Annotated in this window: 15 protein-coding genes; 6 read left to right on the plus strand and 9 right to left on the minus strand. The window is 52.9% G+C overall.

The window, feature by feature from the left end:
• Positions 1-160 precede the first annotated feature (160 nt).
• From OGV77_RS18125 to manX, 4 genes are read right to left on the minus strand one after another with little or no spacing between them, the layout of a single operon-like run.
• A complete protein-coding gene (locus OGV77_RS18125) occupies positions 161-619 on the minus strand; it encodes a DUF986 family protein (protein WP_047410567.1) in 459 nt (152 codons plus the stop codon).
• A 60-nt stretch (positions 620-679) separates the two neighbouring features.
• Positions 680-1,531, minus strand: coding sequence for a PTS mannose transporter subunit IID (locus OGV77_RS18130; RefSeq protein ID WP_003833769.1), 852 nt, complete (start codon positions 1,529-1,531; stop codon positions 680-682).
• A gap of 12 nt (positions 1,532-1,543) precedes the next feature.
• Positions 1,544-2,344, minus strand: a complete 801-nt coding sequence (locus OGV77_RS18135) for a PTS mannose/fructose/sorbose transporter subunit IIC (RefSeq protein ID WP_003021004.1) — start codon at positions 2,342-2,344, stop codon at positions 1,544-1,546.
• Between the two features lie 58 nt (positions 2,345-2,402).
• Entirely contained in the window at positions 2,403-3,365 is a 963-nt protein-coding gene (gene manX / locus OGV77_RS18140) for a PTS mannose transporter subunit IIAB (protein ID WP_005122176.1), read from the minus strand.
• 313 nt (positions 3,366-3,678) lie between these two features.
• Here manX and OGV77_RS24915 point away from each other — a divergent pair, with 313 nt between their 5' ends.
• Both OGV77_RS24915 and yoaE read left to right on the plus strand, forming a co-directional pair.
• Positions 3,679-3,837 carry a protein YoaL gene (locus OGV77_RS24915; RefSeq protein WP_370766360.1) on the plus strand — a complete coding sequence of 53 codons (159 nt, stop codon included), beginning with the start codon at positions 3,679-3,681 and terminating at the stop codon, positions 3,835-3,837.
• Positions 3,825-5,384 (plus strand): CNNM family cation transport protein YoaE, encoded by a 1,560-nt coding sequence (gene yoaE / locus OGV77_RS18145; protein ID WP_043016044.1) that lies wholly within the window; start codon positions 3,825-3,827, stop codon positions 5,382-5,384. The genes OGV77_RS24915 and yoaE overlap by 13 nt, the downstream gene beginning before the upstream one ends.
• 6 nt (positions 5,385-5,390) lie before the next feature.
• On the opposite strand, the gene pdeD is transcribed toward yoaE, so the two are convergent.
• The 4 genes from pdeD to pabB all read right to left on the minus strand — a co-directional run bounded on the left by pdeD (position 5,391) and on the right by pabB (position 10,614).
• Positions 5,391-6,992: a cyclic di-3',5'-guanosine monophosphate phosphodiesterase PdeD gene (pdeD, locus tag OGV77_RS18150; RefSeq protein ID WP_043016045.1), complete on the minus strand. Its 1,602-nt coding sequence runs from the start codon at positions 6,990-6,992 to the stop codon at positions 5,391-5,393.
• A gap of 130 nt (positions 6,993-7,122) precedes the next feature.
• Entirely contained in the window at positions 7,123-8,487 is a 1,365-nt protein-coding gene (sdaA, locus tag OGV77_RS18155) for an L-serine ammonia-lyase (protein ID WP_043016046.1), read from the minus strand.
• A gap of 183 nt (positions 8,488-8,670) precedes the next feature.
• Positions 8,671-9,249: a CoA pyrophosphatase gene (locus OGV77_RS18160; protein WP_005122183.1), complete on the minus strand. Its 579-nt coding sequence runs from the start codon at positions 9,247-9,249 to the stop codon at positions 8,671-8,673.
• Between the two features lie 3 nt (positions 9,250-9,252).
• A complete protein-coding gene (gene pabB / locus OGV77_RS18165; RefSeq protein ID WP_087050938.1) occupies positions 9,253-10,614 on the minus strand; it encodes an aminodeoxychorismate synthase component 1 in 1,362 nt (453 codons plus the stop codon).
• 83 nt (positions 10,615-10,697) lie between these two features.
• Here pabB and OGV77_RS18170 point away from each other — a divergent pair, with 83 nt between their 5' ends.
• Entirely contained in the window at positions 10,698-10,877 is a 180-nt protein-coding gene (locus OGV77_RS18170; RefSeq protein ID WP_003020986.1) for a YoaH family protein, read from the plus strand.
• Positions 10,878-10,883: 6 nt separating this feature from the next.
• Here the strand turns inward: OGV77_RS18170 and OGV77_RS18175 are convergent, their stop codons facing one another.
• Positions 10,884-11,228: a RidA family protein gene (locus tag OGV77_RS18175; protein ID WP_003020984.1), complete on the minus strand. Its 345-nt coding sequence runs from the start codon at positions 11,226-11,228 to the stop codon at positions 10,884-10,886.
• Between the two features lie 140 nt (positions 11,229-11,368).
• Here OGV77_RS18175 and yoaA point away from each other — a divergent pair, with 140 nt between their 5' ends.
• From yoaA to OGV77_RS18190, 3 genes are all read left to right on the plus strand, one after another.
• Positions 11,369-13,279, plus strand: a complete 1,911-nt coding sequence (gene yoaA / locus OGV77_RS18180; RefSeq protein WP_087050937.1) for a DNA repair helicase YoaA — start codon at positions 11,369-11,371, stop codon at positions 13,277-13,279.
• Positions 13,280-13,338: 59 nt separating this feature from the next.
• Complete coding sequence (gene tsaB / locus OGV77_RS18185; protein ID WP_087050936.1) at positions 13,339-14,034, plus strand: tRNA (adenosine(37)-N6)-threonylcarbamoyltransferase complex dimerization subunit type 1 TsaB; 696 nt, start codon at positions 13,339-13,341, stop codon at positions 14,032-14,034.
• Positions 14,035-14,128: 94 nt separating this feature from the next.
• Positions 14,129-14,713: a Slp family lipoprotein gene (locus tag OGV77_RS18190; protein ID WP_043016050.1), complete on the plus strand. Its 585-nt coding sequence runs from the start codon at positions 14,129-14,131 to the stop codon at positions 14,711-14,713.
• Positions 14,714-14,741: the final 28 nt, after the last annotated feature.

A 14,741-nucleotide genomic window follows, 5' to 3' on the forward strand; every position in this document is an offset into this window, starting at 1 on the left:
GAGAAATAATATTTGACTTCTAATTGAAAACGATTTTCATTTAGATTTATTTATCAATAAAACGTTAAAACAAATAACATTATGAGCGGTGTAATATAGCCTTGGCTATGTTTGTTTTTAAGTTGATATATAAAAACATAGTTCAGGCTATATTTGTAACTTACTGATTTGAAATTAAAAGTTTATATATTCTCTCGAGATCGTCTATATTTCGTACGCGAATCAGCAATCGTCTATGTTCTAATTGCATCACTAATACACCGTCTTCAGATAAATTCATCTCTTTAATGCGGTTATATTCAATCCAGACGTTGGCGAAGAAAAAACCTTTCTGCTTGAAGATGATTTTGGGTGTACGGATCCAGAACAGATACAACCCCATCAATACCAGAGCACATAATAACCATGTGGTAAATTGCGCGCCATGGCTGGTGACGTTGTTGTAGATAAGAATAGCTACCAAGCCAAGGAAGATAACGCTGTCGACTCTGCTGCGGGGAAGCAGGGCGACAGTCAGCAGAGTGGGGCCATTACGGCGGGGCATGATGAACTGATCGTAAATGGCATACGCCAGCAGCGAAAAGATAAATAGAACCAGCACCAGGTCCGTGATAGTCATGAATCCTCAACCCTCTAAATAGAAAAACCGGGGGCAAGCCCCCGGCGATGTACAACAGTCTTACAGGCCGAGCAGTCCGACAGCGTAGCCCGCGATACCGATGACGAAGAAGCCAACGATGATCCACAGCGGGTTCACTTTCTTACGCAGCAGCCACATACAGGCGAATGTCAGCAGCAGAGGAACCAGACCCGGCATCAGCTGGTCAAGGATAGTCTGCACGGTGGTGACGCGAGTCTGACCATCCTGGCCGGTAATAGTGGAAACCACCAGCGGGATGTTTACGTGCGTCCACTTGTTAACCAATGCCCCCATGACAAACAGGCCGAGGATTGACGCCCCCTCAGTCAGTTTCTGCAGGAAGCCGCCGCCCATATCTTTTACGATATCGACACCTTTACGGTAGCCATATGCCACACCGTAATAACGGGTTGCCAGACGTACCAGGTTAAACAGGATGAAGAACAGCAAAGGCCCAAGCAGACTGCCGCTCATCGCGATCCCTGCGCCGAGTGCGGCGAATACCGGACGAACCGTACCCCAGAAGATCGGGTCACCCACGCCTGCCAGCGGCCCCATCAGACCAACTTTGATACCGTTGATGGCACCATCGTCAATCTCTGCGCCGTTTGCACGCTGTTCTTCCATCGCCAGCGTAACGCCCAGTACTGGAGCGGCTACGTACGGATGGGTGTTAAAGAATTCCAGGTGACGCTTAATAGCCTGCTTACGTGCGTCGTTGTTTTCCGGGTACAAGCGGCGGATAGCCGGCACCATGGAGAAACAGAAACCCAGCGCCTGCATACGTTCGAAGTTCCATGAACCCTGAAACAGGTTAGAACGAATGAACACGCCACGAATGTCACTCGGAGTGAGTTTTTTCTCGGTGGTAGTTTTAGTCATATCAACCATTTCGCTCACCTGCTAGTCCAGTTCGTTATCGAGATCGTTATTGCCAGCCGCAGCAGCAGGTGCACCGGCTACACGGTTATATTTCGGGCTCAGCTGAATGTAGAGGATCGCCATTACTGCGCCAATCACACCCAGAGCAACCAGGTTGAAGTTAGTAAATGCCGCGGTGACGAAGCCAAGGTAGAAGAATGGCATCAGGTAGCCTGCGCGCATCATGTTGATGACCATCGCATAACCGACCACGACGATCATACCGCCTGCGATGTTCAGACCACCGGTCACAACTTCCGGAATGGCGTTAAGCATGCTTTGAACTTCACTGGTACCAACAGAAATCGCCACGATTACCGCCGGAATAGCGATACGCATAGCCTGCAGGAACAGGGAGGACACGTGCAGCCAGGAGAGCGCCGTCAGGTTACCGTTTTCCGCCGCCTTATCCGCCGCGTGCTGGAATGCTACGGTGATAGTACGAACGATGATGGTCAGTACCTGGCCTGCTGCTGCCAGCGGGATAGCCAGCGCGATACCTGCACCGATACTTTGGTGACCCGCGATAACCAGAACGGTAGAGATAATTGAGGCCAGTGCGGCATCAGGCGCAACCGCAGCACCGATGTTCATCCAACCCAGGGCGATCATTTCCAGGGTACCACCGATGATGATACCGGTTTTCATATCCCCGAGAACGGCGCCAATCAGCGTACAGGCCACCAACGGACGGTGGAACTGAAATTCATCGAGTACCGACTCCATACCCGCGATACATGCGACGATGAACACCAGCACAATCTGAAGAGTGGTAATCTCCATTGTACTTCTCCTATTGCTATACAGACTTAAGTGTGAAAACTAAGTAAATGCCAGGGAGTTATTTCGCCTTGGCAATCAAATCCATCATTTTCAGTTTCTGATCGGTAGAAACTTTACGCGCTTCGAGCTCAATACCGCGTTCATTGAGTTTCTTGAAGGCTTCGATGTCTTTTTCATCGACAGAAATTGCGTTGTTTACCTGTGTTTTACCCTGACGGAAAGCCATACCGCCAATGTTTACAGAGGTAATTTTCACACCACCTTCCACGATACGTTCTACGTCGGTAGGGTTGGTGAACAACAGCATCACACGCTCACCTGCATATTTCGGGTTGTTGTAGACGCGGATCATTTTCGCGACATCAACCACATGCGCCGTCACACCCGGAGGTGCTACCTGAGTCAGCAGCGTTTTACGCACGGTATCGGCGGCAACTTCATCACTGACGACGATAATGCGTGTTACGTTGGTTTCTTTGGTCCAGCGAGTTGCCACCTGACCATGGATTAAGCGGTCATCAATACGCGCCAGGCCGATCTGCATATAATCGTTCGGACCCATCGGTTTCGCGGGGGCTGCTGCTTTAGGGGCTGCGACTGGGGCAGGAGCGGCTTTTTCCACCGGTTTCGCTTTCAGCGCTTTCACGCCTTCGCTACCGGTTTCAACGGCCAGTGCCACTAATTCATCGAAGCTCGGGTTGTCATCACGCGCCATGAAGGTTTCAACCAGCATGGGAATGTTCACACCGGCGATAACTTCGTAATGCTCTTTATCGACGACAATGCGGCTCGCAGCGTTAAACGGGCTGCCTCCCCATGTGTCAACGAGAAACAGCACGCCTTTACTGGTATCGAGTTTTGCTAACTGAGCGTTGTACTTTTCAATCAGCGTTTCGGCATTTTCGCCTGGAACGAAATCGATCCAGCCGACGTTTTCCTGCTCGCCTAACAGCATTTCTGCCGTCTTAAGTAACTGCTCTGCAGCCCAACCATGTGTGCCTATTACAATAGCAATGGTCACTTGCTACCTCCTTTATTATCGTTAACACATCAACGTGAAGATGTATTTGAATCGTCGTCCGCAATCGAATCGATTCAGATAAGGGTTACAAAGAAAAACCTATGATTTTCGTGAATTATTTTAGATATCGAAAAAAATATTTTATGTGATGAAGATCCGTAATTTAACTTCCGATGAAAAGAAATTTCGAAGGGTAAAATATCTCCGAAACAACTTATTGCAAAGGAAGGTAAATCTTTGCTAAAAACCGGTTGTCTCTGTTATGTTTAGCATCTGTTTAATTACTCAGGAGTATAGGGCAGTAGCCCACCATATGGATCGTCACCGACGTCATTTCACCTTCAGGCCGTATCAAGCCTGTCAGATTGGCACTTTTTGCCACAAATTTTCTCTGCATATCGCTTTAACGCCTGAGATCCTCAGCGCGCAGTTTGGTCATTCCTTAAGCAGGAGCTTGTCATGGAATTATTAATGGACCCGCAGATTTGGGTGGGTTTGCTCACGCTTGTCGTTCTCGAAATTGTTCTGGGTATTGATAACCTGGTCTTCATTGCGATCCTGGCTGATAAGCTGCCGCCGAAACAGCGAGACAAAGCGCGTTTAATCGGTTTGTCACTGGCACTGATTATGCGTCTGGGCTTGTTGTCCGTGATTTCGTGGATGGTGACGCTGACAAAGCCGCTGTTTACGGTAATGGACTATGCGTTCTCGGGGCGCGATCTGATTATGCTGCTGGGGGGTATCTTCCTCTTGTTCAAGGCTACGACAGAGCTGCATGAGCGGCTGGAAAACCGTGAACATGATACCGGGCAGACGAAAGGGTATGCGAGCTTTTGGGTTGTCGTCACGCAGATTGTCATCCTCGATGCCGTGTTCTCGCTGGATGCTGTTATTACGGCGGTCGGTATGGTCAACCATCTGCCAGTGATGATGGCGGCAGTAGTGATTGCCATGGCCGTGATGCTGTTGGCCTCTAAGCCGCTGACCCGATTTGTGAACCAACACCCGACGGTGGTGGTGCTGTGTTTGAGCTTCCTGTTGATGATCGGTCTGAGCCTGGTTGCCGAAGGGTTTGGCTTCCACATTCCGAAAGGCTATCTGTATGCGGCGATTGGTTTCTCGATCATCATTGAGCTGTTTAACCAGATTGCCCGTCGTAACTTTATTCGTCACCAGTCAACACTGCCATTGCGTGCGCGTACTGCCGATGCCATCCTGCGTCTGATGGGCGGTAAACGCCAGGCCAGCGCGCAGATGGAATCCGACAACCCGGTGCCGGTTCCCGTTCCGGAAGGCGCATTTGTGGAAGAAGAACGCTATATGATCAACGGCGTCCTCTCTCTGGCGTCGCGTTCATTACGTGGCATTATGACGCCGCGGGGTGAAATTAGCTGGGTTGATGCCGACCTGAGCGTGGCGGAAATACGCGAGCAGTTGCTTTCTTCACCTCACAGCCTGTTCCCGGTATGTCGCGGTGAACTGGACGAAATCATCGGTATTGTGCGTGCTAAAGAGCTGCTGGTGGCGCTGGAAGACGGTGTAGATGTGGCGGCGATTGCCTCTGCGTCTCCGGCTATCGTTGTCCCGGAAACGCTGGATCCAATCAATCTGTTAGGCGTTCTGCGCCGTGCCCGCGGCAGCTTTGTCATCGTCACTAACGAGTTTGGCGTAGTACAGGGTCTGGTCACGCCGCTGGACGTATTAGAAGCCATCGCCGGTGAATTCCCGGACGCCGATGAAACCCCTGAAATTATTGCTGATGCAGGTGGTTGGTTGGTGAAAGGCGGTACCGATCTGCATGCGTTGCAGCAGGCGCTGGACGTAGATACGTTAGTGAATGAAGATGAAGACATCGCCACGGTGGCAGGTTTAGTCATTGCGGCTAACGGCCATATTCCACGCGTAGGTGATGTTATCGACGTTCCGCCGCTGAGCATTACGATTGTCGAAGCGAATGACTATCGTGTGGATTTGGTTCGCATTGTTAAAGAACAACCCGCTCACGACGAAGACGAGTAATCGGGTTTAGCGAAACGGCATGACGGGCATACTGTGCCGCCCGTTATGCCGGGTGGGCGGCGGCGTGCTGCCCGCCAGCCATTTTGGAAAATCGCGCAACGGCATCGGCTTCGCATACAAAAAACCTTGCAATAAATGTACGCCGTGTCGGCGCAAATGCTGTGCCTGCGCCTGTGTCTCAACGCCTTCCGCCACCAGTTCAATGTTCAGTTTTTTACCCAACGCGATAATGATGTCTGTGACGGTTGAATTTACGGCGTCTGTTCCAATCGCAGAAGTAAATGATTTATCAATCTTCAGCACATCCGGGCGGAGCTTTTCCAGCCAGGAGAGAGAGCTGTTGCCGGTGCCGAAATCATCAATTGCCAGCTTTACGCCCAGCCGATTTAATTCGCGCACGACCCGATAATCCACATCCAGTAACGCATCGCGTTCGGTGAGTTCGATAACCAACTGCTGAATAGGGTGCTGGCTGAACCAGTACTGGTTGAGATCTTTTAGCAGCGTACCGTTACGAAAATGGCTGGCGGCAACATTAATTCCAATATGAAACTGGCTGCTCATCGGGAAAACGTGCCGCTGCTGAATGGTTTCTGCGATGACATGACGGGTAAGTGGCACTATCAGGTTGTGTTCCTCAGCGATGGGAATAAATACTTCGGGAGAGATCCAACCCTGGCGCGGGTTATTCCAGCGTAAAAGGATTTCCACGCCCATGCATTGCTGGGTTTGCGCGTTGAGCAGCGGCTGGCAAAACAGCTCAAATTCCCGTGCCGCAAGGGCCAGATTGATCTCCCAGGAGAAGCTCATTCTGCTGGCGGTTGCCAGCCATGCCAGGTAGCCCACTAATAAACTCAGGATCACTGCCAGCGGAAGCTGTGTTGGCAGATGTTTAATCGCCAGTTCGCTGGCGCCAGGACCGGTGACGCTGATGGTAAAGGGGAAATGCTGCGATGAGAGCTGGTAGCGTTTTTCATTATTCAGTTCAGGGAGCGTATCGACAACACCTTGTCCGTATAGCAAATGGCGATTACCGACGGTTAAGCTGGCATTGGTGATTTGCGGCGGCTGGGGTTCAAGCAGCATCGACGATAATAAATCAATATTAACGATTTCCAGTACGCCATCTTCGCCATCGGCAGAGGATGGATACCATTGCGTCAGAATCGGACTGCCTTTAATCAGCGAGTGGTCGGTAGACAGCAGCAGCTGCGGCTCCCGGCTGGGTAATTCAGGCTCCAGTTGACGAACAGGCACATTGCGATAACCAAAAATGCTGGAGCAATAAAGGATCCCGCTTTGAATCAGGCTGATAGAGCGTACCGTTTGTAGCCTGGCAGCATGTTTGCTCAGGGGTAAACGTGCAACTGAGCAGGGGAGACCAATCAACGGCAACAGCATATCGCGTCCGGTCTGTAGGGGTAAAAGTATGTCATCCAACTCTTCAACGGCGTGGTTGGCAAAGGTGACGGTATTATGATGATTTAAATTACGCTCCGAAATAAATCGGACAGCTAATGTGAGGATGAGCGTCAGTAGTGCACATAATGTGCAGACGATTAAGCGATTCCGGCGATAGTTTTTGATGATCCGTTGTGCTGTTTGCATGCGGGCCGCCCGATAAGCCGTTGGTCACAGTAGCCAACAGCAACAGAGCAAGTGTAGTGGGGAAAATTACGGCAGACGAGGGCGAGAGGGCAAATTCGCCCATCCGTCGCAGATGGGCGAAAATTAAGTATTAGTCACACTGAACTTTGATTGCCAGGCCACCGCGTGACGTTTCGCGGTATTTGGCATTCATGTCTTTACCTGTTTCGTACATGGTCTCAATGACTTTATCCAGCGAGACGCGCGGAGCGCTGGTACGGCGCATTGCCATACGCGCAGCGTTGATCGCCTTCACTGAAGCAATGGCATTACGCTCAATGCACGGAACCTGTACCTGACCGGCAACCGGATCGCAGGTTAAGCCGAGGTTATGTTCCATACCGATTTCGGCAGCAACACACACCTGTTCAGGGCTTGCGCCTAACAGTTCAGCCAGACCTGCGGCAGCCATGGAGCAGGCTACGCCCACTTCACCCTGACAACCGACTTCTGCACCGGAGATAGACGCGTTCATTTTGTACAACGCGCCAATCGCGCCGGCGGCCAGGAAATAACGGGTATAGATATCCGGGCTGACGGACTCGATGAAATGATCGTAATAGGCCAGTACCGCAGGCACGATTCCGCAGGCACCGTTGGTTGGCGCAGTCACTACGCGACCACCCGCGGCGTTTTCTTCGTTTACGGCCAGCGCGAACATGTTTACCCAGTCGATCACGTTCATCGGATCGTTGGACAGCTTATCACTGGAAACCAGCATACGACGCAAAGCTGAAGCACGACGAGGAACGCGCAGTGGACCCGGCAGTACGCCTTCGGTGTTCATACCGCGATCGATACAGGCCTGCATGGTCTGCCAGACGTTGCCAAAGTACTCTTCGATCTCTTTTTTACTGTGCAGAGCAAGTTCGTTCTGCATCGCCATACCAGAGAGAGACAGGCCGGTGGTGTTGCAGTATTCCAGCATTTCAGTGGCGGATTTGAACGGATAAGGCACGCTGACCTCGCCCGCGGCATCCTGACCAAAATGTTCTTCATCAACGATGAATCCACCGCCGATGGAGTAGTAAGTTTTGCTGTAAATGACGGTTTCGCCATTGTACGCATGGATCTGCATCCCGTTTTCATGCAGCGGCAGGTTGCCATTGTGAAAACGCATCCCGTCATTCTGCGGGAAATCCACTTCGTGCTGCCCCTGCGCAAGCAGCAGGCGTCCACGCGTTTCTACGTCGCGGATAAATCCGGGGATGCTGTCAATATCCACGGTAGCAGGTTCATTGCCTGCCAGACCCATAATAATGGCGATATCGGTGTGGTGACCTTTACCCGTGAGCGACAGTGAACCATACACGTCGACGGCGACACGAGTAACGCTGTCCAGTAATCCTTTTTCGACCAGGTCATCGACGAACTGTTTACCCGCCTTCATAGGCCCTACGGTATGGGAAGATGAGGGACCAATCCCCACCTTAAACATGTCGAATAGACTAATCACGATAATACTCCTACAGGGCGACTGGGGTTTCCAGTAACGATGTTATAACTGCGCATAGTGTAAGAGGGAACGCGGCGATCGGCTTAACTATTCACATGAATTAAACTAATAGATAACCGCGGTTTTACTAATGTTGTGACCTGAGTTTCAAGTTGTCTATGGAGCGCGTAAAGATAAGTATAGTCAGGGCTTGACGCCAATTTGCAGCGCCAGCTCACGAATTATTCCGGCGGTCATTCCCCAGACGAAATATTGCTCATACCAGGAAAGCCATACACGATGTGAATCGCCGCGGCGGTAGATATCCAACGGGTGATAACGACCTAAATGCAGGGCCTGCGCCAGCGGCATTTCGAACACGGCGGAAACTTCGTCTTCACTTGCGCGATACGGCAAATTTGGCGGGATAATCCCTACCACCGGTGTGACCTGGAAGCCGGTCACGCTGTCGACCGGTGGCAGAACGCCAATCACCTCAACGCAAGAAGGGGGGATCGCCACTTCTTCCTGCGCTTCGCGAAGGGCGGCGGCAATCAACGAGGCGTCGCTGCTATCCACCGCACCGCCGGGAAAGGCGACCTGTCCGGCGTGCTTGCGCAGATGAACGGATCGTTGGGTTAACAGCAACCCAGGCTGCGCACGACGTACGACAGGGATCAGTACGGCGGCCTGGCGCTGGTTTAACGCGGCATGGTTGACCTGCGGGCGCAGGAGTTGGAAGCGCGATAAAAAATCATCAAGCGTCAGGCTGCTGTATTCCACGTCTCAGTTCTCCAGTTGGTGCAAAATACGATTCACTTTATCAAACGTTTCCTGATACTCCGCGTCTTCCTGACTGTCCGCCACAATGCCACCGCCAGCGGAACAATAAATTTGTCCGTCTGTGGCCGTCAGCGTGCGAATGGTGATGCTGGTATCCATATTGCCGCAAAAGCTCAGATAACCAATGCTGCCGCACCAGGCGTTGCGTCTTTGCGGCTCCAGTTCGTCAATAATTTCCATCGCCCGCACTTTCGGCGCACCGGTAATAGAGCCGCCAGGGAAGGCGGCGCGCAGCAGGTCGGTGGCGTGTAATGACTCTGGCAGACGCGCGGTAATGGTGCTGACCAAATGATGAACAGCAGGGAACGGTTCGACCACAAACAGCTCCGGAACCTGTACCGAACCCGGTTCAGCAACGCGGCCAATATCATTACGCATCAAATCGACGATCATCAGGTTCTCCGCACGATCTTTCGGCGAGTTCGCCAGCCTCCGGGCCTGCTCTCGATCGGCATCGGTATCTTCAAGCCTCGGTAGCGTGCCTTTAATCGGACGCGTCTGGATGTGCTGGTTTTCCAGCAGAATAAATCGTTCCGGCGAAAGGCTGAGGATTGCGCCTTCCTCAAGACGAATAAACGCGCTAAACGGGGCGCGGTTGGCGCGATTGAGTCTGACAAATGCCTGCCACTCATCGCCCTGATAATGCGCCTGAAAACGTTGGGCAAGGTTGACCTGATAGCAGTCGCCGCTGTGCAGGTAGCGCTGTACCTGGCGGAATTTTACGCCGTACTGGGCACGGCTCATATTGGACTGCCACGCCGAGGTTAATGTAAATGGCTCACCTATTGATGATTGTTGCGCGTTGAGCCATTGCAGCCGCGCTTCAACATCGGTATGGCTGAGCAGGGATACGGTCTGCAACTGATGATCGACAATCAGCGCCCAGTCGTAAATGCCTATCGCCATATCCGCAAGTGCAATATCGCGCCCGGCAATAGCGGGCAGAGACTCAAAGCGTCGGCCAAGATCGTAGCCAAACAGGCCTAACGCGCCGCCCTGAAACGGCAGGTCCGGGTGATAATCAGGGGTGATCTTGCGTGCGCTAAGAACTGACTGCAATACCGTCATCGGATCATCAAGCGTGCGTACGGTGGCGTCTCCGTCATCCACAACGGTCTCTTCAGCCTGCGTAACCAACGTGGCGACTGGGTCAGCCACCAGAATATCAAAGCGGCTATGCGGATGGTCGGCGTGACCAGAATGCAACAGCATCGCCCAGGGCAGATGGCTTAAGGTCGAAAAATAGCGTTCAGCGGCGTCCTGACGCCAGGGTAATGTGATTACTGCGGGAGATAACGTCTTCATCAGTCCTGACTCGTTGCTACGCTACTGGCTAACTGCGCGGTAGCATGAAATAATTAGCGCAGACAATTTAGCAGGAGTTAACAATGTTTGCAGGTTTACCTTCACTCAGTCATGAGCAGCAGCAAAAAGCGGTAGAGCGTATTCAGGAGCTGATGTCGCAGGGGATGAGCAGCGGACAAGCCATTGCTCTGGTTGCTGAAGAGTTACGCGCCAGCCATACCGGCGAGCGGATTGTGGCGCGTTTTGAAGATGAAGACGAGTAACGCCGCTTATACCGCAGCGATAATCTTGATCTCAACTTTATATTTCGGGTTCATTAACCCGGCCTGAACGGTACAACGTACCGGCGCGTGACCCGCAACAACCCACGCGTCCCAGGCTTTGTTCATGGCGGCAAAATCGTTTTTATCCGCCAGGAACAGGGTGGCATCAAGAATACGTGACTTGTTGCTGCCCTGTTTTTCCAGCACCGCATCAATTTGCGCCAGCGTATTTGCCGTTTGTTCAAAGGCGTCTGCATCCAGATTTTCCGGCACGCCGGTGTAATACAGCGTGTTGTTGTGGATTACCACGTCGGACCAACGCGCTTCGGCATCAATGCGCACAATCGTCATAAATCATTCCTCATTTACGGGTTTTTAAATAGCTTTGGGTTGCGCCAAGACTGCCATAATGTTGTGCCCACGTCACCTCTTCAACTGGCGAAAGAGCCGCTGGCCTGACATAATCCCTGTTCAAATGAACAGGGGGCAGTGTGACGGACGATTTTGCAGCAGACGGTCAGTTGGCTAAAGCGATACCCGGTTTTAAACCGCGTGAACCACAGCGGCAGATGGCTTTCGCAGTCAGTCATGCTATCGAACAATCACAGCCGCTTGTTGTAGAAGCCGGAACCGGAACGGGTAAAACCTACGCTTATCTTGCCCCTGCGCTGCGTGCCGGAAAGAAGGTGATTGTCTCCACGGGCTCGAAGGCGTTACAGGATCAGCTTTACAGCCGGGATTTACCCACCGTGGCGAAAGCGCTGGAGTTCACCGGTAAACTGGCGCTGCTGAAAGGGCGTTCAAATTATCTGTGCCTTGAGCGTCTCGAACAACAGGCGCTGGCGGGCGGCGACCTGCCGGTGCAAACTTTGAGCGACGTCATCCTTCTGCGCTCATGGTCAAATCAAACCCTTGATGGCGACATCAGCACCTGCGTTAGCGTGGCGGAAGACTCTCAGGCCTGGCCGCTGGTGACCAGCACTAACGACAATTGTCTTGGCAGCGACTGCCCGCTATATAAAGAGTGCTTTGTCGTTAAAGCGCGCAAAAAAGCAATGGAGGCAGATGTGGTTGTGGTAAACCACCATCTGTTTCTCGCTGACATGGTGGTGAAGGAGAGTGGGTTTGGCGAGCTGATCCCTGAAGCGGAGGTGATGATCTTCGATGAAGCTCACCAGTTACCGGATATTGCCAGCCAGTACTTTGGTCAATCGCTCTCCAGTCGCCAACTGCTGGATCTGGCGAAAGACATCACCATTGCCTATCGCACCGAGCTGAAAGACACTCAGCAGCTGCAAAAATGCGCCGACCGTCTGGCGCAAAGCGCTCAGGACTTTCGCCTACAGCTTGGCGAGCCGGGCTATCGTGGAAACCTGCGGGAACTGTTGGCTGACCAGCGCGTACAACGCGCGTTTTTGTTGCTCGATGACACGCTGGAGCTGTGTTACGACGTGGCGAAACTGTCTCTCGGACGTTCGGCCTTGCTGGATGCCGCGTTTGAACGCGCCACGCTTTACCGCGCTCGTCTGAAGCGCCTGAAAGAGATCAACCAGCCGGGCTTCAGCTACTGGTATGAATGCACCTCCCGCCATTTCACCCTTGCGCTGACGCCGCTCACGGTGGCGGATAAATTTAAAGAAGTGATGGAACAAAAGCCGGGCTGCTGGATTTTTACCTCCGCGACGCTGTCGGTAAACGATGATCTTCACCACTTCACCGCGCGGCTGGGTATTGAAGATGCCGAGTCGATGCTGCTGCCAAGTCCATTTGATTACACCCGCCAGGCGCTGCTGTGCGTGCCGCGTAATCTCCCGCAAACCAATCAGCCGGGGGCTGCGCGTCAGTTGGCATCCATGCTGCGTCCCATTATCGAAGCGAATAACGGTCGCTGCTTTATGCTGTGTACCTCACACGCGATGATGCGCGATCTGGCTGAACAATTCCGCGCCACCATGACGCTCCCTGTACTGCTGCAGGGCGAAACCAGCAAAGGACAACTGCTACAGCAATTTGTCAGCGCAGGTAATGCGTTACTGGTTGCCACCAGCAGCTTCTGGGAAGGCGTGGACGTGCGTGGCGATACGCTGTCGCTGGTAATTATCGATAAACTACCGTTCACCTCGCCGGACGACCCGTTGTTAAAAGCACGGATGGAAGACTGTCGTTTGCGCGGCGGCGATCCGTTTGAAGACGTTCAGTTGCCGGATGCGGTCATCACCCTGAAACAGGGGGTAGGCCGTTTGATTCGTGACGCCGACGATCGTGGAGTGCTGGTGATTTGCGACAATCGTCTGGTGATGCGGCCTTACGGCGCCACCTTCCTGGCGAGCCTTCCTCCTGCGCCGCGTACGCGTGACATTGCTCGCGCTGTTCGCTTTCTTGCCATACCAACGACTGAGTAATTTGTAACGGAGTGTGGTAAGATGCGCGCCAAATTTATTTGACCTGATCATAAACACCCATGCGAATTCTGGCTATCGATACCGCCACAGAGGCGTGCTCTGTTGCCCTGTGGAATGACGGTACTGTCAAGGCTCATTTCGAGCTTTGCCCACGAGAACACACCCAACGAATTTTACCGATGGTCCAGGAAATCCTGGCCGCTGGCGATCTTACGTTAACCGATATCGACGCCCTGGCGTTTGGTCGCGGTCCCGGCAGTTTCACCGGCGTACGTATTGGGATTGGCATTGCTCAGGGGCTGGCGTTAGGCGCGAATTTACCCATGATCGGCGTCTCCACCCTGGCGACAATGGCGCAGGGAGCCTGGCGTAAGTCGGGTACGACCCGTGTACTGGCTGCAATTGACGCGCGAATGGGCGAAGTCTACTGGGCTGAATACCAGCGTGATGACAACGGAAACTGGCGCGGCGAAGAAACCGAAGCGGTGTTAACCCCCGAGCAGGTGCATGAGCGTTTACTGCAGCTGTCTGGCGAGTGGGTAACGGTCGGCACGGGCTGGCCTGCGTGGCCTGAACTTGGCAAAGATAGCGGTCTGATGCTCCGCGATGGCGACGTTTTGCTTCCGGCCGCTGAAGATATGCTGCCTGTTGCCACGCAAATGCTGGCTGCCGGTAACACCGTGGCGGTTGAACATGCTGAACCGGTTTATTTACGTAACACCGTCGCGTGGAAGAAACTTCCCGGTAAAGAATGAATCTTAGTAGTACATCCCCGGTTAATTCGCGCAGGCGTCAGTACGCAACATGGTGAACAGGCCGGGGCAGAAGCTAAGAAAAGGGAGTCGCAATATGGCGGTGCAAAAGCAGTTCTTGAAAGGTGTGTTGGCGGGAGCATTAGCGTTAATGCTTAGCGGCTGCGTCACCATCCCGGACGCAATTAAAGGTTCGAGCCCAACGCCGCAGCAGGATCTGGTGCGGGTAATGAATGCGCCGCAGCTGTATGTCGGTCAGGAGGCGCGTTTCGGCGGCAAAGTGGTGGATATTCAGAACCAGCAGGGGAAATCTCGTCTGGAAATAGCCACCGTTCCTCTTGATAGCGGAGCGCGACCCGTGCTGGGCGAAGCCTCCCGCGGGCGGATATATGCTGATGTAAATGGCTTCCTCGACCCGGTGGACTTTCGCGGGCAACTGGTTACCGTCGTCGGTCCGATTAGCGGTACGGTGGACGGAAAAATCGGTAATACGCCGTATAAATTCATGCTGATGCAGGTAACCGGTTATAAACGCTGGCATATTACTCAGCAAATTGTTATGCCGCCTCAGCCTATCGACCCCTGGTTCTACGGTGCGCGTGGCTGGCCTTACGGTGGCTACGGCGGATGGGGATGGTACAATCCTGGCCCGGCACAGGTTCAGACCATAGTCACTGAGTAACTCTTTGTTTTATTGGTAAAAGAAACAG

Origin of the sequence: Citrobacter sp. Ce129, assembly GCF_030334545.1 — a bacterium.
Classification (GTDB): domain Bacteria; phylum Pseudomonadota; class Gammaproteobacteria; order Enterobacterales; family Enterobacteriaceae; genus Citrobacter; species Citrobacter europaeus.

Coding starts and splice junctions, on each gene's coding strand:
- OGV77_RS18125 (WP_047410567.1), bottom strand. CDS start 619: ATGACTATCACGGACCTGGTGCTGGTTCTATTTATCTTTTCGCTGCTG.
- OGV77_RS18130 (WP_003833769.1), bottom strand. CDS start 1,531: ATGGTTGATATGACTAAAACTACCACCGAGAAAAAACTCACTCCGAGT.
- OGV77_RS18135 (WP_003021004.1), bottom strand. CDS start 2,344: ATGGAGATTACCACTCTTCAGATTGTGCTGGTGTTCATCGTCGCATGT.
- OGV77_RS24915 (WP_370766360.1), top strand. CDS start 3,679: ATGGATCGTCACCGACGTCATTTCACCTTCAGGCCGTATCAAGCCTGT.
- yoaE (WP_043016044.1), top strand. CDS start 3,825: ATGGAATTATTAATGGACCCGCAGATTTGGGTGGGTTTGCTCACGCTT.
- pdeD (WP_043016045.1), bottom strand. CDS start 6,992: ATGCAAACAGCACAACGGATCATCAAAAACTATCGCCGGAATCGCTTA.
- pabB (WP_087050938.1), bottom strand. CDS start 10,614: ATGAAGACGTTATCTCCCGCAGTAATCACATTACCCTGGCGTCAGGAC.
- OGV77_RS18170 (WP_003020986.1), top strand. CDS start 10,698: ATGTTTGCAGGTTTACCTTCACTCAGTCATGAGCAGCAGCAAAAAGCG.
- OGV77_RS18175 (WP_003020984.1), bottom strand. CDS start 11,228: ATGACGATTGTGCGCATTGATGCCGAAGCGCGTTGGTCCGACGTGGTA.
- tsaB (WP_087050936.1), top strand. CDS start 13,339: ATGCGAATTCTGGCTATCGATACCGCCACAGAGGCGTGCTCTGTTGCC.
- OGV77_RS18190 (WP_043016050.1), top strand. CDS start 14,129: ATGGCGGTGCAAAAGCAGTTCTTGAAAGGTGTGTTGGCGGGAGCATTA.